The sequence below is a fragment of the Thermostichus sp. MS-CIW-41 genome (genome assembly GCF_054058915.1).
This window is the reverse complement of the sequence record NZ_JBSSBO010000003.1, coordinates 39,150-64,342: the sequence shown is the minus strand read 5'-3', so window position 1 is coordinate 64,342 and position 25,193 is coordinate 39,150. Positions and strand designations below refer to the sequence as shown.

Below are 25,193 nucleotides of genomic sequence, written 5' to 3'. Positions count from 1 at the left end.
ACTGCGGAGCCCTAGCAAAGCAAAAAGCCCCCAGGCAGGGTAATCACCTCTCCTGAGGGCCAAACCCCCTCAAATCCCAGGTAGGTTAAGCCTGAACTCTGCTCGGCTCGTAGAAGACTTTGGGCAGAGATCGAGCAAACTTCGAGAAATCAGCCCTTGACTTGCGCGAACCATAATCTGCCTTTAAGTCAGAACGATTGAAAGCTATCTTCTCTCTTGCGGGCTCGTAGAAGATCCACCTCCTAAGGGTGTAGTTCACTTCATAGAGAGTTTGCCGAACGCCGTTTATCAACGATAGAGATCTGGAGCTGGGAGCCTTTGGCGGCTGATACCAGTAGATATCCTCGGGAGATACAGATAGAGGCTCTGGACCTGCAAAGGGCGGCTCGTAAAAAGTTGCAAAGTCAGGCTGAGGTCGGCACTGAAATTGAACCTGATACACCGACTGAGAGGTCATTTCCTGCCGACTCTGCTGCCAAAGCTGCAGCATCTTGCCGACATCAAATCCCATCGCTCGCTGAAAATGCCACAGGGATCCTTGTAGAAAAAAGAAGGCTAAGTAGAAGTGAGCATTCGCCAGCCAAACCCTTGAGGAGTAGTTCCACGCTCCCGTTTGATTTGGATCGAAGTAGTAAGGAGTAAAGGCGGATTTCAGCTCCAGGGTGGGGCCGTAAAACTCCACCGGGTAGGCCAGCGAGTTAAACCCACAGTAGTAAGAAGCCGCAAAACCGGCTAGGGCGATGCCGAATAGAGAGTAGGAGAGGATCCCATCTGCTGAGAAGAGAAAGCGAGCTTTAACCCACTCAAACGGCGGAACCAGGATATGCCACACCCCTCCCAACAAGAGAAGAGCTCCCACATAGATATGGCCCCCCACCAAGTCTTCCAAATTATTGACATCAAACAGGTGGGTGCGGTAGTTCCAAAGGGTGGCAAAGTCCAAAGTTGGAGCCGTAACCAGGCGTACCTGACCGGTGTTGGCGTCATACAGCCCCCCGAACACCATCGCCTTGGCCACCAACAATAGGGATCCCAGGCCCAAAATCAGTAGGTGGTGCCCCAAAATCACTCCCAACGTTTTGGCATCATCCCAAGTGAAGTGAAACTTGGCAGCCCTGCCGAATTCCATATCTAAGCTGGGGGGAAGTTGGGTTTGGTGGAAGTAGGCTCCTCCAGCCAACACGCCGGCAGCCACCAGGTGAATTGAGGCAATGGCCACATAGGGAAAGGTATTGACGATCTGGCCACCGGGGCCAACCCCCCACCCCAATGTGGCCAAGTGGGGCAGCAAAATCAGCCCTTGCTCGTACATGGGCCGCTCTGGCGAGAACTTGGCCAGCTCAAACAAGGTAAAGCCCCCCGCCCAAGCCATGATCAAGGCCGCATGGGCCACATGCGCCACGATAAAAGTATTAGAGAGGTTCATCAATCGAGCGTTACCTGACCACCAGGGGTAGCCCGATGGGTGCATCTTTTTGGCATTCATAGATAGCTCCTCAGTGAGCCCTCAAAAATACAGGCACGTTTAGCTCAGACCGGCAATGATATGGTCAAGATAAACGGCCATTTCTTGACTTGCCTCTGTGTCGAGACTTTCGGTCAGGACCTCTTTCATGGCATTGAGGGCCTGAATGACGCGATCGATGGGAACGCCGAGGGTGATGTAAGTTTCTTTTAAACCCTGCAACACGCGCTCATCCAAAATTGAGGGATCGGCAGCCAACATGGCGTAGGTGGCATAGCGTAGAAAATAGGTCAGGTCCCGCAAGCAAGCCGCGTAGCGCCGAGTAGGGTACATATTGCCCCCCGGTAGGGTAATATCCCCGTAGAGCAAGCTCTTGGCAACCGTTTTGCTGATAATGCTGCTGGCGCTGGAGCTGATGGTTTTGGCCGCCTTGACGCGCATGTTGCCACTCTGGAAATAGCGATTTAATTGTTCCAGAGCTGCGGCATCTAAGTAAGAGCCTTTCTCATCGGCGGGGTTAATCAGGGAAGTGATGGTATCTTTCATGGATTTTTCTCCTCTAAGCACTAGTAGGGACTGATTTCTTGAGGCAATTGGGCAAATGCTGTTCGCGTTAGCGGGACGGAGTCCTTGCACCGCTTGCTCAGGCATTGCCTGTGAGAACTCTTATGGATTGCAACTTAAGACAACTTCACAGCTTGCAGGTCAAGCTCGCAAAGCCAGCCGAAACCTCAAGCTCACAGAGGCAGGAGTAGCGCGCCTCAACTCTAAAACTGAGCGAGAGGGCAGCGATTTGTCTATCCATTCATCGATTCAAAAAGCGCGAATCAGTCGATCAAAGTAGGGGGCAGCTAGAGCCATCTCCTCTGAAGAAAGAATGCCGGCAGCTACCTCTTTTAGGCAGCTCATCGCCACCCGCAGGTTGGGTAGCGGCACGCCCAAAGAGATGTACATTTCTCGCATGCCGTTCAAGCCGATATCTTCCAGCGGCTTATCGTTGCCTGCCAAGATGCAATAGCTAACCAAGCGGATATACCAGCCTTGATCTCGTTGACAGAGGGCAGTTTTTTGAGGGTTGCCCTTATTGCTGGGGGTGTTGGGGCATTTGGCCCAAAACCGTTTGCTGCCTTCCTGGACAATTTTTTGCTCGTTCTCTGCTAACTTTTGGGCGGCTCGGATGCGAACTTGACCCTTGCTGAAGAAATCCTCTAGCTTGGCGATCTCGGCACTGCTGAGGAAGCGATCAGCCGCGTCCGACTGCGCGATGACTTGGGCAACAATGCTCATAGGTTTTTGGCAAGGAACACTCTACAGGTAACAAAGTAAGCCAGATCCTCAAGAACCGAAATCACTTATTAAGAAAAAGTTGTGAATTGAAACTTACTTGCAACAAATCCTCTCTGCCTCGCGTCTTCGGCAGCGTGACCAGATTGAGAAGGTTGGGTTGGCGGCCAATCCAGATCCCGGATACGACAGCAACCCTCAGAATACTCAGCCTCTATCTCTTCTGGCCGAGATGAGCATCTGTGTTGGGAACTATTTCCGTATCTGTTGCTACAGAACTTACAATAAGACGGGCTGTGCAGAGGTACCGGGGGAGAGAACCCCTAAGGTAGGGATCAAATCGGCGCTGCGCCGCTTTAAGGGCTAAGTTTCTGAGGCAGGAATCTTGCCAGATCTGCGTAACCATCGCTACTTTGAAACCAACCTGGAAAAGCGCAAGCGCAAAGCAGGAGTCCCCAGGGATCCGCTCAACCTTTAAAACTGGGGCAGAGGGGGCAGGTGGAGCGTGAAAGTTGTCCAGCCGGCGGCGCTGCTGACCTCGATGGATCCCCTCAGTTGATCCACCATTTGTTTCACCAAAGCCAAGCCCAGACCGGTGCCCCCTTCTTTCCAAGGATCATGGCTGGGGATCCGGTAAAAACGATCGAAAATGCGGGTGAGTTCCTCAGCCGGGATCTCTTGGCTGTTGCTGACCTCTACAACGCTGCGACGGCTTTCGGTTCCTATCCGTAAGCGGATGGATCCCTGAACCGGGGTGTATTTCACAGCGTTGTGCAGGAGCTCCCGCAGGATACGCCCCAAAAGGAGAGGATCTGTGGTGATGCTGCTCTCCAGAGGCACGTTGGCTTGAAAGGTTTGCCCCTTAGTACGGGCGCGTTCGCCAATAGCCAACAGCAAATCCCCCAACAAGGCTTCCCAGGTCAGCGTTTGCAGATTCAAAGCATAGGCTCCTGCCTCTAGCCGCTGCAAATCCAACAGGTCATTGATCAGCTCGATCTCCCGTTGGCATTCCCGCTGGGCGATGGATAGGTACTGGGCCTGCTTCTCCCTCGCAGGGGCAACTTGCAGCATGTGCAACGCCATTTTCATGCTGGCTAGAGGAGTGCGCAGCTCGTGGCTGACGGTGCTGATAAAGTCATCTTTGAGGCGGTTAAGGCGCTCCAGGGCTTGCACCTGCTCTTGGGCAGCTCGGAATAGGCGCGCCTGCCTTAGGCCGATAGCACATTGATTGGCCACTTGAGCTACGAGATTCATTTCCTGCTCATCAAAACTTTCCTCGCTGCTGCGAAAAACCCACAGATCCCCCAAGACTTGCTCCCCATCCCGCAGAGGGCAGACCAAGACTGATCCTTGGCGGGGGGCGTCAGGAAGTAAACAATGGTCAGGAAGTAAACAAAATATGCAGGGCTCTCCTCGCAACAACTGGGCGTAGAGATCTGGATATTGGGCAAAGGGAATACAAGTATGCAAGGCCGACCCCAAGCGAGGACAATACTCGTAGCTGATGGTGGAAAGGGTGAGATCGGCGTTGTAAAGGCCAATATCGCAGCCATCTGCATTTAGGTTTTCTCCCAGCTCGCGCAGAGCGGTGTTGAGAATTTCAGCTTCATCCAGAGAGTCGCGCACCCGGTCAGTGATGCGTTTCAGCAGGGCCTCAAATTGCAGGGATCGCTGCAACTCAGAGGTGCGTTGCCGAACCTTTTCTTCCAAGGTTTGATTGAGGGCTTGCAGTTGTTCATATAACTGGGCCTGTTGCAACGCGATGGCTAATTGATCGCTCAGCTCTTGTAAAAGCCGGATTTCCCACTCTTGCCAAGGGCGGCTGGATTGGCAGTGCTGTGCCACCAGAAGGTCCCAGAGATCCTCTCCCCGCCGAATTGGGATCACCAAGTTGGCTTGGGCCTGGAAAGATTCCAAGAGCTCCCGATAGCAAGGATCCAAATTGGCCGTCGCCACGTTGGCTATGGCTTGCACAAAGCCCTCTTGGTACTTGCGGTAGCAAGGATCCTGGCGAAGGCAAGCATCCCACACCCGGCGGCCCAAGTGGCTGGGCCAGGGATCCGCCACCGACTCAGCAGCTACAAACCCCCCTACACCTTCCTGCAACTGATAGATCATCACCCGATCTACCTGGAGAAACTCTCGCACTTCCGCAACCGTTGTTTCCAAGAGGGTTTGCAAGTCCAAAGCTTGGCGGATCCGCCGCAATAAGGCCCCCAACAGTCGCTCCCGCTCTGCCTCTTGCCGAAGCACTTCTTGAGCTTCTTTGAGGGGGGTGATGTCCACAACAACACCGCAAACGGCATAGGGATCCCCTTGCTGATCCCGCAGGGCAAACTTGGTGACCCACTGGGTCAATCTCTTGCCATCGCGGAAAAAGGTTCGCTCGTAGCTGACAGGATGCGGAGATTGCAGGACTTTTTGATCCTGATCTCGAAATTCTAGAGCCTCTTCTGATGCGAACAGCTCACTATCCAACTTTCCAAAGAGCTCTTCTGCCTTGCAGCCTCTCTGTTGTAGATAAGTCTTGTTTACATGAAGATAGCGCCCTTCCAGATCTTTGAGAAAGATAGAAAAAGGGATCCCATCCAGAATAGCCCTAAGCCGAGCTTCGCTTTCTTGTAGAGCCAGCTCTGCTTCTTTCTGCTCCGTAATATCTTCGGTAATGCCAACAATACGGATAACCTCTTGCTGTTCGTTCAAGATGGGTCGGCAAGAAGTACGCAGCCAGCGCAGCCTGCCATCCCGATGGAAAAGGCGGTAGGTGATCTGCTGGGCTTCTTGAGTGGCTCGGGCGGCCGCCTGCAGTACCCTTGGCAGATCTTCGGGATGGATCCTGTCTTTCCAGAGATCTGGCTTGCGGCGAAACTCTTCTGCTGTGTAACCCCAGATCTTCTCGCTTTGGGGGCTTTTGTAGAGAGACTGGCTCAAGTCTGCAGAATACACAAAGAAAACCACCGGTACAGCCTCTGCAATTTCTCGGAAGCGGGCTTCGCTCTCTCGCAAAGCCAGTTCCACCTGCTTTTGTTGGGTGATATCGCGGGTACTGGAAACGATCCCTTGCACAGAGGGATCCTCCAAAAGATTGGTGCAGAGGCTCTCCAGCCACACCCACTGGCCATCGGCGTGTTGGGCCCGGTAAATAAAGCTGAGTGTCTCGCCAGGTCGAGCCTTGAGTTGCTCAAGAGCATTAGCAACGTTCTGCCGATCCTCGGGGTGAACCCAATCCAAGGGTACGGCCTCTCCCTGATTGGGAGCACGCCCCAAAATTTTCTCAGCAGCCGGAGGATTTAAGGTATGCAGCAGACCTTGGGCATCGATCCGACACAAAATGTCGTGGCTGTTGTTGAGGAAGGCGCGAAAACGCTCTTCTTGTTCCCACACCTCCTGTTCCAGCCGCTTTTGTTCGGTGATATCTAGGACAATGCCGAGAAGTCCCAAACCTTTAGACTGATCCTGAAGCTTTACAGCGAAGCGATAGGTGTAGCGCTCCTGGCCTTGAATCATTTCCTTACCTTCGAATTGGCAAAACCCTTGCCGCTCTAGATCGGCTAGAACTTGAGAGGTGTACTCCAGCCAGTGGGGATGTTGCTGAGCCACCTCCTCCAGAGAAGTGCCCAGCAGATCGCCAAACCAGGCGCGGTCGGTGGCATTTTGCAAAATTAGCACTCCCTGGGGATCCCTGGCCCACACCGCCAATGGCAGGGCGTCCAACAAGGTGCGCAGTTGGGCTTCCCGCAGCCGCAGGTTTTCTTCCAACTGTTTCTTCTCGGTAATGTCTCGGCCCACCCCGCGAATAAACTGCAAGCGGCCCCGCCAGTCAAAAATGCCTTGGTTGATCCACTCGAACCAGCGCGTCTGCCCCGACGCATCCGATACCCTGCCAACTCGGGTGAAGGTAGGCTGCTGAGGGGTAAGGTGGGCTATCTTTTGCTGCGCCTGCTCCTGCTCTTCTGCCAGCAGCACGTCGATCCAGCGCCTGCCCCGCCAATCCCCCAAGATTTTCTGGCAAGCTTCGTTACATTCCACCACCGTCGTATCTGCACGCGCCAGCATGATGACATCGGGAAAACCCACCTGATCCCGCTGCAGCCAGCGCTTTTGCCAGTACATCACCACGGCCAGTGAGGATCCCCAAAGGAGCAGCCAAAGCCATCCGGGCAGAGTGTTCCAGTTGAGTAAGGTAAGCAGGTTGACCAGATCCCAGGAGGCGCTCATGAAGGTTGTCGATTAAGTTAAGTTTAGAAAGTGTCAAGGAGTACACTGCTTTTCGGTAGCATTTCTAACTTAGACTCAGGCACTGTGCCAACATTTCCACCATCCCCCTGGGAGAGGAAAGCGAAGTCTGGATCCACTGTAAACCGGATTGCCGCCAACGTGAAATAGTGTCCCCTGAAAAGAAATAGTATCCCCTGAAAAGGGGCTTTCAGGGTGAAGAGTTGTTTCTTAGGTTTCCTGAGTGTTCGGATAGATAGTTCTGAATCCAGCGCACCAGCCGCTGAGAGAGCACGAAAGCTTCTGGTTCGTCCCCTTTGATGCCGACTTGGCTGCTAAAGCAGGCGATGACCTCCTCGTTCAGCTCCGGTTTAGAAGGATCGCTGTGAAACTGCAGCCGCACTTGGCTTTGGACCTGGAAACTCTCTTGAGCTTGGTTGTCCAAAACCTCCTGGCCTACCCGATGTACCCGCACCCCTTGCAACTGGGCCAAGGGATAAGAAAACACCTGCTGCCGCCAAAAGCCCCAAGGGCCACCCAGCCGGGTCAAGGTCACCCGTTGGCTTTGGCAATCTAGATTCAGGATCTGCCCCAACCCCCAAGGGATCCCAGCCCACAGGCCCATCCCCACAGCCACCAACCCCCACAGCGGCGAACGGGCCCACAGTTGGGATCCCAAAATTAGCAGCACCAAGCCCCCTGCCGCCCGCCAAGCCAGTTGCTGGGAAGTGAACCGTTGTAGGACAATGCGCAGCCGTTTGGGATTGCGCTCCAGAACCTGCAGATAAACCAATGCCATGAAATGGGATCCCACTGCTTAGGCTAGCTTAACAGGGGTTGCTCTTCCCTAGGTGCTGAAGGCGTCTTATCCGTACATTGCGTTGGTGAAAAACTACAACTCCGGCTCGGCAAAAAACTCTGATAAATCCAGCGCAAATCCAGGGATCACCTCTCCACCTTCCAGGATGTCGCCGGGTTTCTTCAATGCTTCAGGCTCAGGCCGGCGATAGACCAGAACGTATTTCTCTTCAGGATGAATGATCCAGACCAGCCGGGATCCATTCTCAAAATACTCAACGAGCCTATCATGGATCTCTCCAACGGTGTTGGCATCGGAGAGAACTTCTACAGCCAAGTCTGGGGATCCCTCAATATAACCCCTTGGGATCCCGCCCAGAGATTGCAGCCGTTCTTTGGAAAAAAAAGAACAATCCGGAGAGCGGCGATTACCGGATTTCATTTTGAAGGAAGTATCGGAATCGAAGGTAAATCCAATCCTTTGACTGCGAACGTACGAGCCTAGAATGATATGAATCAAACTTACGTAGTACCCATGCTTTGCGCCTGCCGAGCCCACAGTAACCAGTTCTCCGTTCACAACCTCATAGCGATTGCCATCCTCCGGTAAAGCCATAAACTCTTCGTCAGTCCAAATTTTTCGAGAAGCTGCCGGAGAACTATCAGCAGGTGCCTCGGCCAATTTTTCTCTTTCCAAAACCTCGACCATCATGACCTCTGCAATGAAAAACAGCTAAGGGAGCCGGTCTGGGGTCAACACATCACTGAAGAGCGATCTGCACGCCCGGTAAGAAGTCAGCAAGCTGCCCTGAGGGATCCCCTTATTTAGGATCCACTAGGGATCCCATGAACAACACGGTTTGGGCCGCTGGGTTGCCGCCGGATCCGGAGGCCACAATGGCAAACCAGAAGGGCCGATCTGCCACAAATTGAAAGGGCTCTTGCCGGTCGACAGCAGTCCGGGAGACGATCACCCCAGTAGCGGCTGCCGCCTCGGATCCCTCTTCGTTCACTTCAATTGCTGCTTTGTGCAGGACTCTGCTGATCCGCGCTGGCTCTGGGGTCATCTGGCTGAAATCGGCTCGGTTGGAAAAGGCAACTCCCAGGCCCAACCGCTGCAGAACGGAAGTGAGATCCGTTTCATAAGCCAGTTCAAATCTCGGGATCCGCACCGAACCTGCACGGGGGCGCAGGGATCCCGTCCATTCTTGCCAAGTTTCCGGGCTCAGCTCTGCCCGCAGCGATTCCAGCTTCACTCCCTTCTTGGGCAGCAGGATCAGCATTTCCAGTTCTCCTTCCCCGTAGGGCAGGCTCACCACCTGCAACTGCTCGGTTTCCAGGTAGTCGTAACGACCGGATTGAACCATCATGGGTACTCGGACGCGGCGGCCATCCAACCGAGTAAAGGGCTGAGTTTGGGTGCGCTCCGGATCGAAGGGCTGAGTCCACTCGCCTTTGAAGTAGATGGCATTGAGCAAAACCATCAAATCCTCGCGGCTGAGGCGATCCACAATGCGGTTGATCTTGCCCTGGGTGTGCTCTGCCACCCAGCCGTTGATCTGGTTCACCGTTTGCCGGGATCCCAAATTCACCCGATTCACCACCGCTTGGTAGTAGGTGGCCAAAGCCTGCAAAAACTGGGGCTGTAAGGTGAGGGTTTGATCCACCCAGAGGCCGTTGGCCATTTGCACCTGGACTGGCCCTCCTGCCGGGGATCCCTCCGCCAGCCAGCCCACCATTTGGGCATTGCTCCAGTTCAACTCATTGAGGGAAAGGTCCTGTGCCTCCAGCACCTCGGCCATTGCCGTTTGGGTCTCCCCAGAGGCGCCGTTGTAGAGCATGCTCAGGGCCAGGCGGATGCTCAAGGGGGAGAAAAAGAGGTTCTCTTGGGGCTGCTGACGGAGCAGGTGATCAAACAGTTTCAGCGCAAAGCGGCTTTGGGCTTGTTGGGCCACGGTCTTTTCCCCATACCCTTCCCCATAGGTCACCGTTGGCTCAAAGGGAATCCGCACCGGGGTTTCCTGTGAACGGGATCCCATCCCGTGAGTGGGCCAGAGGCCCAGGCTCAGTAAACCCAGCAGAGCCAGAAGAGGGATCCGGCTCACCAAGGATCGATTGAACAGGTCTTTCATAGGGCTCTCCTGGCAGAGTCTATGGCTATGCTATCGGGTCGGTTGCGGGCTGCTCTTGCCCAGGGCCGCCATTCCGGCTGCGCTCAAGGGGGAAAAGCACAGGCCGCTTCCGGCAAGCAAGAATTGGCAAGGCCCTCCCAGAGGGGAACTTTCTGCATCCGGTTGGCCAAGTCGCGGCAGCAGCGTCTGGCGCGATAGGATGAAGCCTGCACAGGAGAGTGCCACATGGTTCTGTTCACGATACACGTTCCAAAAGGGTGCAGAGTCGCCTTGGGCCTGGCTCTACTGCTCCTGGGATCCGGCTTGGGATGTACTGCTGCCACGGAGAGATCTCCCGCCTCACAAACTCAGGTAACCGAAGCCATCTCTCCATCCCCCCCAGCCATAGGGCAGCCCCAGCAACTGCCGGTTGAAGCCGAAGTCACCCTTGCCGGCCAACGCTTTGAGCTAGAGGTGGCCCGCACCCCTGAGCAACAGCGCTTGGGCCTGATGTTTCGCACCGATTTGCCGCCGGATCGGGGCATGTGGTTTCCCTTTGATCCGCCCCAGCCAGCTTCTTTTTGGATGTTCAACACCCTGATCAACCTGGACATCATTTTCCTTCACCAAGGCAAGGTGGTGTACATTGCCGCCGATGTGCCCGGCTGCCCCGCCCAACCCTGCCCCACCTATGGGCCGCCTCCTTCCCAGTTGGTGGACGGTGTGCTGGAGTTCCGCGGCGGGACGGCTGCTGCTTTGGGTTTGGCCGTTGGAGATCCGGTCGAGATCCGAGAGCTTCAGCCCGTAGCCCCTTGATTTCTACCTCCCTTGGGGACAAAGAAGACGGGCTCGAAGATGATCTTTTGAAGAATTTTTGCGATGATTTTTGAGAGTCGCCAACTGAGTCCATAAAAGAGGCGACCGCGAGCTCAGGATTGGTTTGGCTACTGCGAGCGAGCCTATGGATGTCGGCAGCGCGAGTCATTGGATAGGGGTGGGGGCTGTCGCCCTAGCCTCCATCCTTTGGGCTGAGATCGTGCGGGATGTGCGCCATTGGCTGGCCCACCGGTGGCCCTGGCTGATGCCCAAACACATCCTGCACCACCGCCTGTTCCGCCCCGACCTTAGCGTGGTGGATGCACAGCTGTACCGAGAATCCCAGTGGCACCACGACGTTCCCGAAGCGGCGACGATGATCCTGGCCGGGATCCCTTGGGTGGTGGTATTGGGCCAGGGATCCCTGCTGTACGGCCTGGCGGCAGCGGTGGGGGTGGTCTACTCGGCCAGTTTCTGGGTGGCAGGCATGCTGCGCGGCTACGGGCTGGCCCTGGAGACCGATATCACCCACCGACCGGGGCCTTTCCCCGTTCCTCCCAGCCAATGGCATGTCAACCGCGCCTACCACTGGCGGCACCACTTCGACGATACCAACGCCTATTTTTGCGGCACCCTGACTCTCGTAGATCGGCTCATGGGCACCAGTCTCTCCTTGAAAGGCAAGCGAGTAGCCGTCACCGGCGCCTCCGGCACCCTGGGCCGGGCCTTGCTCAAGCATTTTCACCAGCAGGGGGCCAAAGTCATCGCCCTCAGCTCCCAGTCGGATTCGGTTCACATCGAAGTGGACGGCCAGATCCAGCCGGTGGAGACCGTTCGCTGGCAGGTGGGGCAAGAGGGATCCCTGGCAGAGCTGCTGGAGCGGGTGGATATCTTGGTGCTCAACCACGGCCTGAACGTCCACAGGCAACGGGATCCCGAGTCTGTCCGCCAGTCCTATGCCGTCAACACTTTCTCCAGTTGGCGCCTAATGGAGCTGTTCTTCCAGACGGTGCGCGGCAACCCTGAGATGGCCACCAAAGAGGTGTGGGTGAACACCTCAGAGGCTGAGGCTAGCCCTGCTTTCAGTCCCCTCTACGAGCTCTCCAAGCGGGCCCTAGGCGATCTGGTTACTCTGCGCCGCCTCGATGCTCCCTGCACAGTGCGCAAGCTCATCCTCGGCCCCTTCAAGAGCCAGCTCAATCCCATTGGGGTTATGTCGGGAGATTGGGTGGCCGCTCAGATCTTGGCCCAGGCCAAACGAGACTGCCGCAACATCATCGTCACCATCAACCCCCTGACCTACTTGCTTTTCCCGCTCAAAGAGCTGGCTGTGAGCACTTATTTCCGCTTGTTTAGCCGTCGGTCTCCAAGGACTCCGTCCCGCGAGCGCGAACAGCCAGGGATCCCTGCCCCCAACCCAGATGCTGCAGGTGAGGCGAAGTCCCGCGAGTTCCCTTTGGTTTAGAAGGGATCGGATCCCAACCCGTCCCATAGCTCTATGGCATTGGGCGCAAAAGTGGAGTAAGACAAGAGCAGGTTCCTTGGCGTCAGCAGGGTGGGATCCCTTGCGCCAATACGAACTCTTGGGGAGCGAGAGCGCCCCTTAGCTTGGCGGAACACAGCAGCTCGATCCCCGGTGAGCGTTGGGTGTGAGGAGTAGGAGTGAGCGTGAACATGGTGCGACGGTGGGTGGGCGCAGTGCTCTGCGTGGTGAGTGGGTCGTTGATGCCGGGGCTGTTGTCCGGCTGTGCCATCCCGATGCCTTCGGCATCTGCGGGAGTTTCTGAAGTCCAAGTGCGCTTGGTGCATGTGGCCCCCAATGCCCCTCGGATCGACTTGGAGGTGGGAGGGGTGAGAGCTGCTCGGGGCATAGCCTATGGCTCGGTGAGCGAGTACGTGCGCATACCGGCGGGCGAGTACGACATTGTTTTGTTTTCAACGCCTGAGAACCCTGGCCAGCCTGCGAGTTCTGCGGTTGCGGCCAGAACCGTAGCCAATCTCAGGGGCGGGGGAGTGTTCTCGGTGGTGGCCGCCAATGAGCCGAATCGCATGACAGCCCTGGTCTTAGAGGACAACATCCATCCGCCGTTTGATCAGGCCCTGGTGCGGTTTGTCCACGCTGCCCCTGATGCGCCGGCCCTGCAATGGCAAGGGGAGCAAGGGCGGGTACTGCTGCCCCAGTTGGCGTTTGGACAAGTATCCACCTTTCAAGCTATGCGCCCCGGCTTTACCCAAATTCAAGTGGCCATAGCCCCTTCAGCCTCCGCGCCAAGTGTGCAGTCGGCTCCCAGCCGGAGCATTCCCTTGCAACGGTTTGACCTGCAGCTGGAGGCGGGGAAAGTCTATACCCTCTATGTAGCGGGATTGTTGCGCAGCAATCCGGCCCTAAGCCTGGTGCTGGCAGAGGAAACTCGAGCTCGTAGGCTCCTATAGCCAAGGTGTTTCGGTCTCTCTTCTCCTTACACTGAGTTAAGGAATACCTCAGGGTGGGGGCAGATAGGGAATATGCTCTGTGGTGGAGCAAGCCAATGCCGTTGGCGTTCTCCGCTGCCAATATGATCTTACAAGGATCTCAGAATCCTAACATGTGATCTTACAAGGATCTCAGAATCCTAACATGCGGTGCGAAGCACTAGGGGATGCAGCCTGTGGATGCTTTGTTTCAAGTTGTGGTGCTGAATCAAACCCCAGATCCAGAACGGGTCATCTACCAGGCCATGCATCAGGATTACAGCCCTGATTTTGTCACTCCAGAGAGCCGGATCCCGGAAAAGTATGGAGAGGCCGTGGTGAGGCATTTGCTGGAGGGCAACCGTGGCCACTATGGGCCTCTAGAGCATCCTCAGATCACGTTTGGGGTGGGCTATTTTCCCCACGCCGTCATGCAACAGGCCCGTACTCATCGGGTGGGAATTTCTTTTGATGTTCAATCCTTCCGATATACAGGCCAGCAAATTGCCGATTTGGGCAAAAAGCTCTTGTTCGCGTCAGCGGTGCGGAGCACAACCGAGACTGCTGCTCCTGTTGGCGAGACCGGCTGCGGTTGCGTCAGCAATGCGGAGCACAGTGGCGGGACGGAGTCCTCCTTGTCTTTGCAAGAGCTGGAAACTTTGTTTTACGTTCCTGCCAGCGTCAAGGAGGGCAAGGCCAAAACCCGCCAAGGCTTTAGGCCCATCTCCCCCGAAGCTTTGGATATCATTCTTGCGCAATATCGCAGCCAGGCCATTGCTTATTATCGCCTGGTAGAAGAGTGCGGATTGCCCTATGAAGATGCCCGTAACATCATTGGCTACGGGATCCGACAACACTTCGTGGTCTCTTTCAATTGCCGTAGTCTAATGCATTTTTTGGATTTACGAGCCAAAGAAGATGCTCAACGAGAAATTCAACATCTGTGTGAACTGATTTGGCCCCACTTTGAAGCGTGGTGTCCCCACGTGGCGGCCTGGTATCGTAAGCATCGCTGGGGAAAGGCTCGATTATCCCCCTAAACTTAGTTTAGATAGATATGCTCTGCTAACCCCTTCTGCGGCTAATCCTGTTTTTGATCTTTTGTTGGGTTACGGGTATGGATCCCGAAGCTTATGAGCAAATGGCAGGCTTGGAAGACCGGCATTGGTGGTTTTTGGGTCGCCGTCACATTCTGAGTCGGGTTATTGGATCCCTGCCGCTTCCCCCCTCTGCTTATATTTTGGAAGCTGGCTGTGGTAGCGGCGGCAACCTGGAGATGTTGTCCAGATTTGGCAAAGTTTGGGCTATGGAAAAGAGTGAAATTGCACTGCCGCTGGCCCAAGCTCGCGGTATTGGGATCGTGGCAGAGGGGGAGTTGCCAAACCGGATCCCCTTTGGTTCTCAACGATTTGATTTGATTGCTTTGCTGGATGTGCTGGAGCATCTGGAGAATGACAAAGAAGCTCTCCTAGCCCTCAGTCAAAGGTTAACCCCATCTGGCTACTTAGTTGTAACTGTTCCGGCTTATCCGTGGCTGTGGAGTTTACATGATGAGCTTAATCATCACAAGAGACGATATACCCGCGGGCAACTTTTGTCGTTGCTTAAAAGCTCAGGTCTAGAAGTTTATACCCTTGTTTTCTTCAACAGTTTTCTTTTCCCAATCATTTCAGGGATCCGCATAATGCAGAAAGTGCTTCGCCTGAGGGAAAGCCAAGATCTGAAAATGCCGCCGCTTTGGCTCAATCGACTGCTGACGGGTATTTTTGCTGCAGAAGCCTATCTGATACCTAAGTTTTCTCTGCCCTTTGGTGTATCTCTGCTGGCAGTAGCCGGCCCGGCAACGAAATCGTAGTATCCTGTCATCATTGCTGTTCTCAGACTGCACTTTGATCATTGCTTAAACTCTCATGTTTCGACATCCAATGTCTGCAATTCTGGTAGTTTCTACAACAGCCTTTTCCGACGGTACTTAACCCACTCAACAGGGATTTTTATCTCTTGCGTGATGAGGATCCCAATTACTTAAAGAACTTATTTTGTGTCAGTAGCATGAAGTCCTTTGAAGCTGGGAAGGGCCGTCAATAGAATTATCTGGTGAGGGCTACCCATTCAAGTTTTGGTCAACACTGATCTTGTCCAATAGCCTCAGATGCACAATCTTTTCTGTAAGATTGTCAACAGTCTTGATGCCGAAGGAGATAACCCTTGGCCGAACGCGGCTATAAAACTCGTCTGGATCTGCATCGTTTGTGGGTGCCCTTGGCCTGTTTCGGGGATGGCCTTTGTATTTGGTTGGCCTTTGGGGCGGGCTACTGGCTGCGCAGCTTGCGTCCTCATCAGCTCTTGCCTTGGGATGTCTACGCGGCCTTGGGATTGTTGACCGCCCTCAGTTATTGGGGCATTCAGGCGGGCTTAGGCGGATACGGTGAGTCGAAGCGCTTGTCTCGCTTTGAAGAATGGGCCAGTTTGCTGGTGGGGTTGGGATTGACGTTTGGTTTGGTGCTGGCAGGGGCCTTTTTCGTTCGCTCGGTCTCTTTGTCGCGGCTGGTGGTGGGCTACGCCGGCTTGTTGGCTCTGCTGAGTTTGACTTTGGTACGGGTGGGGTTGCGGCTGGGCATGGGCTGGTTGTGCTCTAGGGGCTACGGTCGGCGGCAGGTCATCTGGGTGGGATCCTGGTCGGTGTTGGCGGAAGTGTTGGAGCGATTGCAGCGATCCCCGCAGTTGGGCTTCCAGGTAGTCGCCTGGGCAGGCGTGGGGCAAGGCTCTTTTGAGGAAGATCCCCCATCTCAAAATGGGGATCCCTGTCAAGATTCATATCCAGTACTAAACACCGCCCGCCCTACCTCTGGCGGGGTTGAGTCTGCCGACAGGACTCTGTCCGGCTCATCCCGAGGAACCCTCTCCTGCTTGTGCAGTCAGCTTGAGCCTTCCTGGTCGGCTCTTGAGCGTCTGGATCTGGTCCATTTGATTGCCTATCTGCAAGCCCACCCAGAAGTGCAGGAGGTGTGGTTTGGGCAACCGGAGCTGGCAACTGCTCCTCTGTTGCTCAGTTTGCAAACATTGTCGGTGCAGGTGCGCTTGGTGCCGGATATCTTAAGTTTTTTAACGGTGAACTTCAGCCTGCAGTCTCTCGACGGGATCCCGCTGCTAACTCTGCGTCAGCCCCCTTTGCGCTACGCCCACAACCGGTTCCTCAAGCGAGCTGTAGACATCCTAGGAGCTTCCCTGGGCCTGATCTTGCTTAGCCCTCTGTTTTTGATTATTGCCCTGCTGGTAGCCTGCAGCAGTCCTGGCCCCATTCTGTATTGGCAAGAGCGGGTGAGCTTGGACGGGCGTCGCTTTTGGATTGCCAAGTTCCGCACCATGCGAGTGGATGCTGAGGCAGCCGGCCAGCCGGGCTGGACGCGCCCCGGGGATCCGCGCCGAACCAAGATAGGAGCCTTTTTGCGCCGCACCAACCTGGACGAGCTGCCCCAACTGTGGAACGTCCTGAAAGGGGAAATGAGCCTAGTGGGCCCCCGCCCAGAGCGGCCCTACTTTGTCGAGCAGTTTAGCCAGGAGATCCCCAAGTATCCGGATCGGCATTTGGTAAAAAGTGGCCTCACCGGCTGGGCCCAGATCCACGGCCTGCGGGGAGATACCAGCATTGCCCGCCGCACCCAGTATGATCTCTACTATGTGCAAAACTGGTCGCTGTGGCTGGATCTGCGCATCCTGGCCATCACCTTCTGGCAAGGGATCCGCGGACGGCTGGCCGGATACTAGGGGTTAGCGTATGCCATTCTCCCCCCAAGAGCTGCTCTACGAGGGCAAGGCCAAGCGCATCTACCGCACTGCCGATCCCAGGGTTTATCTTTGCCAATACAAAGACGACGCCACCGCCTTCAACGCCCAAAAGCGGGGATCCATCGCCGGCAAGGGAGAGGTGAATTGCACCGTCTCCAGCCATGTGTTTGCCTACCTGGCGCAGCAAGGGATCCCCAACCATTTCTTGGCCCAGACCGGCCCCACCGAGATGCAGGTGCGAGCCTTGCACATCCTGCCTTTGGAAGTGGTGGTGCGCAACCGCACCGCCGGCAGCCTCTGCAAGCGCCTGGGCCTGGAGCAGGGGCTTCCTATCCAGCCGCCGCTGGTGGAGTTCTATTACAAAAACGATGCCTTGGGGGATCCCTTGGTGACCCCAGATCACATCCGCCTATTGCAGTTGGCCACGCCGGAGCAGGTGGAGCGCTTGGGATCCCTGGCTTTGGCCATCAACAACCATCTGCAGGCTTTCTGGCGAAGCTGCCGCCTAGAGTTGGTGGACTTTAAGCTGGAGTTTGGCCTGGACGAGAAGGGAGAGATCCTGCTAGCCGACGAGATTAGCCCCGATACCTGCCGTCTTTGGGATCGGGGGGGATCTGAGCCGCGGGTGCTGGATAAAGATCTCTTTCGCTTTGATCTGGGGGATCCGGTGGCTGGCTATCAAGAGGTGTTGCAGCGGGTGCTTCAGGCAGTGGGATCCCAATTCCTTCTCTCCTAGAGGGAGAGGAGCCAGGGGTGAGGGACTATAATCGCCTCAGCGATCCCACTCCTTTAACGCCCGAGCCTCCTTTCGCTTGTCGGGATCCCGCCATGACCTCTCCCCGCCCCCCCTACCCCGGCGAGCGTTTCCGCCGCCAACTGGCCAACCTGCTGGATGCCTGGGTGGAGCAGGGGTTGATTGAACCTGAGCAGCGGGATCGGCTGTGGGAGTACTACCAACTGGATAGCTTGCCCCGAGCGGCCGGCAGCCGTTTTGTCTTGGTGCTGCTACTGTTTGGCGCAGTTCTGGTGGGCCTAGGGGTGATCTCCTTTGTGGCGGCCAACTGGGCTGCCATTCCCCGCTGGGCAAGAGCCTGGGGGTGCTTGGCCCTCATGGTAGGGCTGCAGGTGGCTGGCTTCCAGGTTTGGCAGCAGGGATCCCGACGGCTGGGCAGCGCCCTGCTGATAGCCGGTGAACTGACCCTGGGAGCCTGTATTGGCCTGATGGCGCAGTGGGTTCAGCTTGGCGGATCCGCGGCAGGCCTGTTTTGGGCCTGGGGGATGGGCGGTTTGGCCATGGCCTACGGCTTGCGTCACAGCCCCAGTGGTGTACTGGCCTGCCTTCTGCTGGGCTTGGGGATGGTAGCCGACTTCGTGGATTGGGGGACTGTCAACTTCCTCTATCCTTGGTTGACCCTGGGCCTGCTGGTTCCTCTGGCCTATTGGTGTTGCTCTCGCTGGGTTTTTGCCCTGGCCGTGGTGAACTTTGGCCTGGCGTTGCAAGGGTTAGCCGAGCGTTTGGGCAGCTCTTTCCAAGGTTTAACCCTTTTGCATCTGCTTGGTGTTGCAGTTGTGTGGGGGCTGGCTCTCTGGCACCAACGCCATAAGCCTTGGCTAAGCCGGGTTTTAACTGAAGGAAGGGATCCAGAGCTTCCCGGCGAGCTGGAGCAAGGCTTGGATTTGGCCCCGACAGCCCAGAACTTGGCTCTGCTGGGGCTGGGTGTCCTGCTCTATGTCTGGAGCTTTGTCGGGACGTGGGTCGATCTTTCCGAGGATCCCCTCTGGAACGTTGGGGATCCCTGGGCGAGCTTGTCGGCAGTGGGGTTGCTGCTGCTGACGGGCTGGGGCTGGTGGCAGGGTTGGCAGGAGAAGAGATCCCAGCCCATTGGGGTTTGGCTCGAGGATGCCACCGTTTTGGTCTCTCTGCTTGGCTTGGGGCTTCTGGTGGGGGTGAGCAGCCTCCTCTCTCCCAACTCAACGGATGGGTTGGCCTTTGGCTTCTTTGCCCACTGGATAGTAACTCTGCTGTTGCTGGGGCTGTCAGCAGTGCTCTGCTGGGAAGGGCTACAGCAAGGGCGGCGGGGGCGCTTCTGGCAGGGACTGTTGGGGCTAACCCTGGTGGTGCTGACCCGCTTTTTCGAGTACCCAACCGGCCTGTTGGCCAAGTCGGCGGTGTTGGTGGCCTGTGGGATCGGGGTAATCTGGCTGGGGCTGAAATTTGAGCGGCGGATTTTCTCCCGTCTCTAATTCTTGCCCTTCTAGGAAGCCAAGCCCCGCTACATGATCAAGCAGCTGCGAATGCGAATTTCCCATTTGAGTGCAATTCACGTAGGGGGGACTTCATTGTTCCCCCTTTTCTTCAGCTGACCCTAGCTGAAGTTCTCAAAGCCTACTCAGAAAAAGTAGGAAAGCCTAACGGCGGGCCTGGGCAAAAATGGCCTGCAAAATCTCGTCGGCCCCCTGCCGTTTTAGCTTTTCTGCCAAAGCTACCCCCACCGCTTCCGGGTCGGCTACGGATCCCATTTGGCTGTCGCGGATGAGCCGCCGGCCATCCAGGTCGGCCACCATACCGGTTAGGTGCAGCGCCTCCCCTTGGACTTGGCTGTGAACGCCAATGGGCACTTGACACCCTCCTTCCAAAGCCCGCAGGAAAGCTCGCTCTGCCAAGCAGCGGGCTGTGGCCTCCGCATCGGCCAAGGGTCGGATAAGCTCCAGAATCCGCTCATCTCCCTGCCGGCACTCGATTCCCAGGGATCCCTGCCCAACCGCGTACAGAGACACGCTGGGATCCAACACCTCGTGGATCCGGTCGGCTTTGCCCAGGCGCTTCAACCCGGCCACTGCCAAAATCAGGCCATCGTACTCTCCCCTCTCCAGCTTAGCCAGGCGGGTGTTGAGGTTGCCCCGCACATCCTTAAAGTGCAAGTGGGGAAAGGCATGGCGCAGTTGGGCCAGTCGCCGCAGCGATGAAGTGCCGATCACCGTCCCCTCTGGCAGGGTGGCCAGTCGGTAATCCCGGAACTTTTCCCCCACCACCAAAGCATCCAGGGGATCCTCCCGCCGCGTGATCGCCCCCAACACCAAGCCCTCCGGCAGGCGGGTGGGTAAGTCTTTAAGGCTGTGTACCGCCAAGTCGCTGCTGCCGTTGAGCAGGCTAACTTCCAATTCCTTGGTAAAAAGACCTTTGTCCCCAATTTTGGCCAGTGCCACATCCAGGATGATGTCTCCCTGGGTGGAGAGAGTGTTGAGCTCCAGAGGTAATCCCGGATGGTGTTCTTGCAACTGACCCATCACCCACTGGGTCTGCACCAAAGCCAACTCGCTTTTTCGAGAGGCAATCCGCACCGGCTTGGTGATCCCAGCAGAGGGCTTGGAAGGGGTCGAGGCCCGTTCGCTCATGGCTGCCGCAAAAAAGAACACTGTCTCTCACGCTAGCCGAATCTGTGCCAGGGCAAGGCGGCGGCCTTTAAGATCCTTAACCAAAATTGCAGTTTCCCGAAATCAAGACTTTACCGCAGGGATCCCAGCCGGTAGGATAAGTAGATGGATTCTCCGGCTCGGCGGGGGAGGATCCGGTCTGTCAAGCTCCTCTTCCCCAACCCCAGAGCTTTTGAGGGGAGCTTTCTACAATGGGCACAAGCCCCTGGTTTGGTTGGTCGTCTGCCTGGATGAGTCTTATGGAAGAAAACAACGTCAGCAACGGCACTCAATTACTGCTCAAACGCAACATTCCCGTTAAGGTGGTGGTCACACCCCTTTGGAAAAAGGAAATGCAGGAGCAATTGGAGCGGCAGATCGAAGCCACCGATGCTCAGATGCAACAGCTGGAGTTTCAGGGCAAGCGGGCTATTGCCGAACTGGAGAAACAGAGCCCCAACCCCAACAGCCCCCAAGTGCTCCAACAGGTGGAAGCGGTGAAAAGCCGCGTGAACGAGCAGAAAATCCGCCTCTTGGATCAGAAAAACCAATTGTTGCAGCAGATCAACCAACTGAGCACCCTGGAGCTTAACCAAGAAGTGCTGCAGGGCAATGTGGAGAGCTTCTTCCGAGTCCAAAAAGGAGACAACCTGATCCAGAAAATGCAGGTCGAGATCCTTCTGGAAGATGGGGTGATCAAAGAGATTCGCGGTAACCCCTAGGCCGCTCACCCCCTTGCCGGAGAAGCGGCAGTCGGGATCCCCAATTTTTCTCGCCTGTAGGTTCTCGAGAACTCCGTTTCGCCAACACAATGGGTGACAATAGGTAACAACCTCTTAACAGCCTTTGGGTTAACGCTCGCACAGGCTGGCGAGGTTGGGTAACATTGCCGCCCGGGGGAGGATTCCCATGTCTGAGTTCGTCTGGTCAGAGCCGGAGCCTCTTGAGGATCTTTATCTTCCCGATTGGCTGCTCACCTCGGCCCAACGCCGCCGTCTCAAGGCTCTGCTGGTCCTGGCCATGGTGTGGGGGTTGGTCAGCCTGATGCATGTGGTGCCGACAGCTCGTTGGATCACCGTTGGTTTGGCCACGTTCATGGTGATCCACATTAGCCGCTTATTTCGCCTGCAACCGGCGACCTCCCTGCCCCCTCTGAGACTTCCTCCTGCCGCTGCGACCCGCCGGGATCCCAGGTCAACAGATAACAGCGATGACCCTAACAACAATGACTCTGTCCTGCCGATGCAACGGGATGGGCAGAGCGGGCTTTCTGAGTTGGGCGGGCTGGCCTTGCCCCGTGTGGCTGTGTTGATCCCAGCCAAGAATGAGAGCGCAGTGCTCCCACGGCTGTTGCACAGCTTGACCCAGCTCCGTTACCCCACCAGCCATCTGGAGCTGTGGGCCATCGACGACAACAGCAGCGATGCCACCCCTGAAGTTCTGCGGGAAGCCCAAAAGCGGATCCCCCATCTGCGGGTTTACCGGCGGCAGCCGGGGCGGGGCGGGGGCAAGTCCGGTGCCCTCAACGAGGTACTGCCCCTGACTCAAGGGGAGATCATCCTGGTCTGCGATGCCGATGCTGTGGTGCCCTCGGATTTTCTTGCCCGCACTCTACCCTTGTTTGTTCAAGTGAGCAGCCTGCGCAGCCGTTTTGGCAGACGGATGGTAGGGGCTGTACAGGTGCGCAAGGCCCTGAGCAACCCCAAGGTCAACTTCTGGACTTTGGGGCAGGTGGCGGAAATGGCCTCCGACGCTTATTTTCAGCAGCAGCGCGTGGCCGTGAGGGGCATTGGCGAGCTACGTGGCAATGGCCAACTGGTGCGGCGAGATGTCTTGGAAAAGTGCGGCGGCTGGAATGAGAGCACCCTCACTGACGACCTGGATCTCACCTTCAAGCTGCACCTGGCGGGCGTAGATATCGCCTTTCTGACGGAGCCGGCCATCGTCGAAGAAGGGGTCACCTCTTGGAAAAGTCTCTGGCACCAGCGCTGCCGCTGGGCGGAAGGGGGCTACCAGCGCTATCTCGACTACTGGCCAGGGATCCTCGGTCGCCGCATGGGGATGGCCAAAACAGTAGATCTCTGGGCCTTCTTTATTTCTCAGTACTTGCTGCCGATGGCCTTGGTTCCCGACACCCTCTGGGTGCTGTTGGCGGGCCACTCCTCGGTGCTGCTCCCCTTGAACGCGCTGGTGATGGGCTGCTTGACGGTGGCCTTTTACCGGGGGCTACGCCAGGTGGAGGGCTTGCGCGGACGGCGACTTTGGTGGCACACCGCCCTGGGCTTGGTCTACATGCTCCACTGGCTGCCGGTTATGATCGCCACAACTGCTCGCATGTGTGTACAGCCCAAGCGCCTAAAGTGGGTGAAAACTGTTCATCACGGCGCTTGAGGTCAGCAAGTTGGATCCAATCCTGCTATCCTAGTCAAGCACCTGCTCACGCCCTGCTCGACCATGGCCCGCCTCTACTACGACACCGACGCCAACCTGGAGCCTTTGGCCGATAAAACCGTTGCCATCATCGGCTATGGCAGCCAAGGCCACGCCCACGCCCTCAATTTGCGCGATAGCGGTGTCCAGGTCATCGTTGGCCTTTACCCTGGCAGCCCTTCCTGGCCCAAAGCCGAGCAAGACGGCTTAATGGTCAAAACGGTGGCGGATGCTGCCGCTGCCGCCGATTGGGTAATGGTTTTGCTGCCCGATGAAGTGCAAAAGGCCGTTTTCCAGGGCGAAATCCGTCCCCACCTGCAGCCGGGGAACGTGCTCCTCTTTGCCCACGGCTTCAACATTCACTTCGGGCAGATCCAGCCGCCGGCAGACGTGGATGTCATCATGGTTGCCCCCAAAGGCCCTGGGCACTTGGTGCGGCGCACCTACCAAGCGGGGGAAGGGGTGCCCTGCCTGTTTGCCGTCTATCAAGATGCCTCGGGAATGGCACGGGAGCGGGCCATGGCCTATGCCAAAGCCATCGGTGGCACGCGGGCCGGCATTTTGGAAACCACCTTCCGGGAAGAGACCGAAACCGACCTCTTTGGCGAGCAGGTGGTGCTCTGCGGTGGGCTGACGGCTCTGATCAAAGCGGGGTTTGAAACCTTGGTGGAAGCGGGCTACCAGCCGGAACTGGCCTACTTCGAGTGCCTGCACGAGGTGAAGCTGATCGTGGATCTCATTGTCGAGGGGGGCTTGGAGAAAATGCGCCACAGCATCTCCAACACGGCAGAATACGGCGACTACACCCGTGGCCCCCGCATCATCACGGAGCAAACCCGCGCCGAGATGAAACGCATCCTCGCCGAGATTCAAAGCGGCCAATTTGCCCGTGAATTTGTCTTGGAAAATCAGGCCGGCAAGCCAGGGTTTACTGCGATGCGGCGCCGCGAGGCCGAACACCCCATTGAACAGGTGGGCAGGGAGCTGCGGGCCATGTTTAGCTGGCTAAAGAAATAGGTCGGATATCTGGAGCTGAGGGTAGACCATCTCTGTGCTGGATCTGAAGCTGCTGCGGGATCGCCCTGAACAGGTACGCCAAGCCCTGCAAAACCGCCGGGCCACAGTCGATCTGGACGGGATCCTGCAGTTGGATCGGGAGCGGCGGCAGTTGGAGGCCCGCAAGGGATCCCTGCAGGCCGAAAGCAACAGCCTCGGCAAAAAAGTCGGCGAGATCATCCGCCAGGGGGCGGATCCCCAAGGCCCCGAAGTGGCGGCCCTGCGGCAGCGGGGGGTGGATCTCAAGGCCGAGATTGCCCAACTGGAGCAGCAGGAACGGGAGCTGGAAGAGGAGATTCGTGCTCGGCTGCTTACCCTGCCCAATTTGCCCCTGCCCAGCGTGCCGGTTGGCCGAGATGAGGCCGACAATGTAGAGGTGCGCCGCTGGGGTGAGGAGCTAAAGCCGGCCCATCCTGTCCTTCCCCATGACGAGATTGCCGAAAAACTGGGGTTGCTGGAGATTGGCCGTGCGGTCAAAGTGGCCCAAAGCCGCTTTGTGGCTATGGTAGGGGCGGGCGCGGCCCTGGAACGGGCCTTGATTGCCATGATGCTGGAGCGCCACATTGCAGCCGGCTACACCGAGGTGATCCCGCCCTTTTTGGTCAACAGCGCTGCTTTACAGGGGACGGGGCAATTGCCCAAGTTCGCCGAAGATAGTTTTCGCTGTGCTGATGACGACCTGTGGCTGATCCCGACCGCGGAAGTTCCCCTCACCAACCTGTACCGGGATGAGATGATCCCTGCAGAGTCTCTTCCTCTCTACTTCTGTGCTTACACCCCATGTTTTCGCCGCGAGGCGGGCAGCTATGGCCGCGACACCAAGGGGCTGATCCGGTTGCACCAGTTTCAAAAAGTGGAGCTGGTCAAGGTCACTCGCCCAGATCAATCGGAAGCCGAACACGAGAAGCTGGTGCAGGATGCCGAGGCCATCTTACAGATGCTGGAGCTGCCCTACCGGGTGGTGGAGCTGTGTAGCGGCGATTTGGGCTTTGCGGCAGCCCGCTGCTTTGACTTGGAGGTGTGGTTCCCCTCCCAAAATCAATACCGCGAGATCTCCAGTTGCTCCAACTGCTGGGACTTTCAGGCCCGCCGTGCCAACCTGCGCTACAAAGAAGCCGGCCAGAAAGGCACCCAGTTTGTCCACACCCTGAACGGATCTGGCTTGGCGGTGGGGCGCTCTCTGGCTGCCCTGCTGGAAAATCACCAACAGCCGGATGGCTCGATTCGCATTCCCAAGGCGCTGCGTCCCTTTCTCAGCTCCCGGTTTCTCTCGGAAGACGGGATCCTCATTCCTGCTGCCTGAGCTCAAACTCAACCCAGTTTGATTGAGACTCGATTGAGACGCTCCTGCCCACCCGGCAGAC

Annotated in this window: 21 protein-coding genes and 1 pseudogene; 14 read left to right on the top strand and 8 right to left on the bottom strand. The window is 56.8% G+C overall.

What is annotated here, in order from left to right; all coding sequences use genetic code 11:
- Positions 1–85 precede the first annotated feature (85 nt).
- From ACVWXE_RS01805 to apcD, 3 genes are all read right to left on the bottom strand, one after another.
- Positions 86–1,486, bottom strand: coding sequence for a chlorophyll a/b binding light-harvesting protein (locus ACVWXE_RS01805; protein WP_457387765.1), 1,401 nt, complete (start codon positions 1,484–1,486; stop codon positions 86–88).
- A 39-nt stretch (positions 1,487–1,525) separates the two neighbouring features.
- Positions 1,526–2,011 (bottom strand): allophycocyanin subunit beta, encoded by a 486-nt coding sequence (locus ACVWXE_RS01800; RefSeq protein ID WP_099812041.1) that lies wholly within the window; start codon positions 2,009–2,011, stop codon positions 1,526–1,528.
- 267 nt (positions 2,012–2,278) lie between these two features.
- Positions 2,279–2,752 carry an allophycocyanin subunit alpha-B gene (gene apcD, locus ACVWXE_RS01795; protein ID WP_099812040.1) on the bottom strand — a complete coding sequence of 158 codons (474 nt, stop codon included), beginning with the start codon at positions 2,750–2,752 and terminating at the stop codon, positions 2,279–2,281.
- 331 nt (positions 2,753–3,083) lie between these two features.
- On the opposite strand from apcD, the pseudogene rpsU reads away from it, so the two are divergent.
- Positions 3,084–3,227: pseudogene (gene rpsU / locus ACVWXE_RS01790) on the top strand (30S ribosomal protein S21).
- On the opposite strand, the gene ACVWXE_RS01785 reads toward rpsU, so the two are convergent.
- The 4 genes from ACVWXE_RS01785 to ACVWXE_RS01770 form a co-directional block, all read right to left on the bottom strand.
- The gene (locus tag ACVWXE_RS01785) at positions 3,224–6,967 is read right to left on the bottom strand and encodes a PAS domain S-box protein (protein ID WP_457489435.1); all 3,744 of its coding nucleotides are present in this window, start codon (positions 6,965–6,967) and stop codon (positions 3,224–3,226) included. The pseudogene rpsU and the gene ACVWXE_RS01785 overlap by 4 nt on opposite strands.
- A 208-nt stretch (positions 6,968–7,175) precedes the next feature.
- Entirely contained in the window at positions 7,176–7,763 is a 588-nt protein-coding gene (locus tag ACVWXE_RS01780; RefSeq protein ID WP_457489434.1) for a hypothetical protein, read from the bottom strand.
- Between the two features lie 93 nt (positions 7,764–7,856).
- Positions 7,857–8,471, bottom strand: a complete 615-nt coding sequence (locus ACVWXE_RS01775; RefSeq protein ID WP_414350202.1) for a Uma2 family endonuclease — start codon at positions 8,469–8,471, stop codon at positions 7,857–7,859.
- Positions 8,472–8,583: 112 nt separating this feature from the next.
- Positions 8,584–9,894 (bottom strand): serpin family protein, encoded by a 1,311-nt coding sequence (locus tag ACVWXE_RS01770; protein ID WP_457489433.1) that lies wholly within the window; start codon positions 9,892–9,894, stop codon positions 8,584–8,586.
- 21 nt (positions 9,895–9,915) lie between these two features.
- On the opposite strand from ACVWXE_RS01770, the gene ACVWXE_RS01765 reads away from it, so the two are divergent.
- The 9 genes from ACVWXE_RS01765 (at position 9,916) to ACVWXE_RS01725 (ending at position 19,173) form a co-directional block, all read left to right on the top strand.
- The gene (locus tag ACVWXE_RS01765) at positions 9,916–10,092 is read left to right on the top strand and encodes a hypothetical protein (RefSeq protein WP_457489432.1); all 177 of its coding nucleotides are present in this window, start codon (positions 9,916–9,918) and stop codon (positions 10,090–10,092) included.
- Positions 10,093–10,119: 27 nt separating this feature from the next.
- On the top strand, positions 10,120–10,689 hold the full coding sequence (locus tag ACVWXE_RS01760; protein WP_457404395.1) for a DUF192 domain-containing protein: 570 nt from the start codon (positions 10,120–10,122) through the stop codon (positions 10,687–10,689).
- Between the two features lie 145 nt (positions 10,690–10,834).
- Positions 10,835–12,154: a bifunctional sterol desaturase/short chain dehydrogenase gene (locus ACVWXE_RS01755; protein WP_457489453.1), complete on the top strand. Its 1,320-nt coding sequence runs from the start codon at positions 10,835–10,837 to the stop codon at positions 12,152–12,154.
- A 209-nt stretch (positions 12,155–12,363) separates the two neighbouring features.
- Positions 12,364–13,122 (top strand): DUF4397 domain-containing protein, encoded by a 759-nt coding sequence (locus ACVWXE_RS01750; protein ID WP_457385229.1) that lies wholly within the window; start codon positions 12,364–12,366, stop codon positions 13,120–13,122.
- 215 nt (positions 13,123–13,337) lie between these two features.
- Entirely contained in the window at positions 13,338–14,180 is an 843-nt protein-coding gene (locus ACVWXE_RS01745; RefSeq protein ID WP_457404393.1) for an FAD-dependent thymidylate synthase, read from the top strand.
- A 77-nt stretch (positions 14,181–14,257) separates the two neighbouring features.
- On the top strand, positions 14,258–14,995 hold the full coding sequence (locus ACVWXE_RS01740; protein WP_457385233.1) for a class I SAM-dependent methyltransferase: 738 nt from the start codon (positions 14,258–14,260) through the stop codon (positions 14,993–14,995).
- A gap of 353 nt (positions 14,996–15,348) precedes the next feature.
- Positions 15,349–16,908 carry a sugar transferase gene (locus tag ACVWXE_RS01735; RefSeq protein WP_457394055.1) on the top strand — a complete coding sequence of 520 codons (1,560 nt, stop codon included), beginning with the start codon at positions 15,349–15,351 and terminating at the stop codon, positions 16,906–16,908.
- A gap of 10 nt (positions 16,909–16,918) precedes the next feature.
- The gene (gene purC / locus ACVWXE_RS01730) at positions 16,919–17,665 is read left to right on the top strand and encodes a phosphoribosylaminoimidazolesuccinocarboxamide synthase (protein ID WP_457489431.1); all 747 of its coding nucleotides are present in this window, start codon (positions 16,919–16,921) and stop codon (positions 17,663–17,665) included.
- A gap of 17 nt (positions 17,666–17,682) precedes the next feature.
- Positions 17,683–19,173 carry a DUF2157 domain-containing protein gene (locus tag ACVWXE_RS01725; protein ID WP_457489430.1) on the top strand — a complete coding sequence of 497 codons (1,491 nt, stop codon included), beginning with the start codon at positions 17,683–17,685 and terminating at the stop codon, positions 19,171–19,173.
- A gap of 165 nt (positions 19,174–19,338) precedes the next feature.
- Here the strand turns inward: ACVWXE_RS01725 and hemC are convergent, their stop codons facing one another.
- On the bottom strand, positions 19,339–20,325 hold the full coding sequence (hemC, locus tag ACVWXE_RS01720) for a hydroxymethylbilane synthase (RefSeq protein ID WP_457489429.1): 987 nt from the start codon (positions 20,323–20,325) through the stop codon (positions 19,339–19,341).
- 278 nt (positions 20,326–20,603) lie between these two features.
- Here hemC and ACVWXE_RS01715 point away from each other — a divergent pair, with 278 nt between their 5' ends.
- The 4 genes from ACVWXE_RS01715 (at position 20,604) to serS (ending at position 25,132) form a co-directional block, all read left to right on the top strand.
- On the top strand, positions 20,604–21,065 hold the full coding sequence (locus tag ACVWXE_RS01715; protein ID WP_011433386.1) for a YlqD family protein: 462 nt from the start codon (positions 20,604–20,606) through the stop codon (positions 21,063–21,065).
- Between the two features lie 187 nt (positions 21,066–21,252).
- Positions 21,253–22,734 (top strand): glycosyltransferase, encoded by a 1,482-nt coding sequence (locus ACVWXE_RS01710; protein ID WP_457489428.1) that lies wholly within the window; start codon positions 21,253–21,255, stop codon positions 22,732–22,734.
- Positions 22,735–22,797: 63 nt separating this feature from the next.
- Entirely contained in the window at positions 22,798–23,790 is a 993-nt protein-coding gene (gene ilvC, locus ACVWXE_RS01705) for a ketol-acid reductoisomerase (RefSeq protein ID WP_414419087.1), read from the top strand.
- A 34-nt stretch (positions 23,791–23,824) separates the two neighbouring features.
- On the top strand, positions 23,825–25,132 hold the full coding sequence (gene serS / locus ACVWXE_RS01700) for a serine--tRNA ligase (protein WP_457489427.1): 1,308 nt from the start codon (positions 23,825–23,827) through the stop codon (positions 25,130–25,132).
- Positions 25,133–25,193 lie beyond the last annotated feature (61 nt).

What these genes read in the sequence shown, in the direction of transcription:
- ACVWXE_RS01805 (WP_457387765.1), bottom strand. Translation starts at nt 1,486, where the DNA reads ATGAATGCCAAAAAGATGCACCCATCGGGCTACCCCTGGTGGTCAGGT.
- ACVWXE_RS01800 (WP_099812041.1), bottom strand. Translation starts at nt 2,011, where the DNA reads ATGAAAGATACCATCACTTCCCTGATTAACCCCGCCGATGAGAAAGGC.
- apcD (WP_099812040.1), bottom strand. Translation starts at nt 2,752, where the DNA reads ATGAGCATTGTTGCCCAAGTCATCGCGCAGTCGGACGCGGCTGATCGC.
- ACVWXE_RS01785 (WP_457489435.1), bottom strand. Translation starts at nt 6,967, where the DNA reads ATGAGCGCCTCCTGGGATCTGGTCAACCTGCTTACCTTACTCAACTGG.
- ACVWXE_RS01780 (WP_457489434.1), bottom strand. Translation starts at nt 7,763, where the DNA reads ATGGCATTGGTTTATCTGCAGGTTCTGGAGCGCAATCCCAAACGGCTG.
- ACVWXE_RS01775 (WP_414350202.1), bottom strand. Translation starts at nt 8,471, where the DNA reads ATGGTCGAGGTTTTGGAAAGAGAAAAATTGGCCGAGGCACCTGCTGAT.
- ACVWXE_RS01770 (WP_457489433.1), bottom strand. Translation starts at nt 9,894, where the DNA reads ATGAAAGACCTGTTCAATCGATCCTTGGTGAGCCGGATCCCTCTTCTG.
- ACVWXE_RS01765 (WP_457489432.1), top strand. Translation starts at nt 9,916, where the DNA reads ATGGCTATGCTATCGGGTCGGTTGCGGGCTGCTCTTGCCCAGGGCCGC.
- ACVWXE_RS01760 (WP_457404395.1), top strand. Translation starts at nt 10,120, where the DNA reads ATGGTTCTGTTCACGATACACGTTCCAAAAGGGTGCAGAGTCGCCTTG.
- ACVWXE_RS01755 (WP_457489453.1), top strand. Translation starts at nt 10,835, where the DNA reads ATGGATGTCGGCAGCGCGAGTCATTGGATAGGGGTGGGGGCTGTCGCC.
- ACVWXE_RS01750 (WP_457385229.1), top strand. Translation starts at nt 12,364, where the DNA reads ATGGTGCGACGGTGGGTGGGCGCAGTGCTCTGCGTGGTGAGTGGGTCG.
- ACVWXE_RS01740 (WP_457385233.1), top strand. Translation starts at nt 14,258, where the DNA reads ATGGATCCCGAAGCTTATGAGCAAATGGCAGGCTTGGAAGACCGGCAT.
- purC (WP_457489431.1), top strand. Translation starts at nt 16,919, where the DNA reads ATGCCATTCTCCCCCCAAGAGCTGCTCTACGAGGGCAAGGCCAAGCGC.
- hemC (WP_457489429.1), bottom strand. Translation starts at nt 20,325, where the DNA reads ATGAGCGAACGGGCCTCGACCCCTTCCAAGCCCTCTGCTGGGATCACC.
- ACVWXE_RS01715 (WP_011433386.1), top strand. Translation starts at nt 20,604, where the DNA reads ATGGAAGAAAACAACGTCAGCAACGGCACTCAATTACTGCTCAAACGC.
- ACVWXE_RS01710 (WP_457489428.1), top strand. Translation starts at nt 21,253, where the DNA reads ATGTCTGAGTTCGTCTGGTCAGAGCCGGAGCCTCTTGAGGATCTTTAT.
- ilvC (WP_414419087.1), top strand. Translation starts at nt 22,798, where the DNA reads ATGGCCCGCCTCTACTACGACACCGACGCCAACCTGGAGCCTTTGGCC.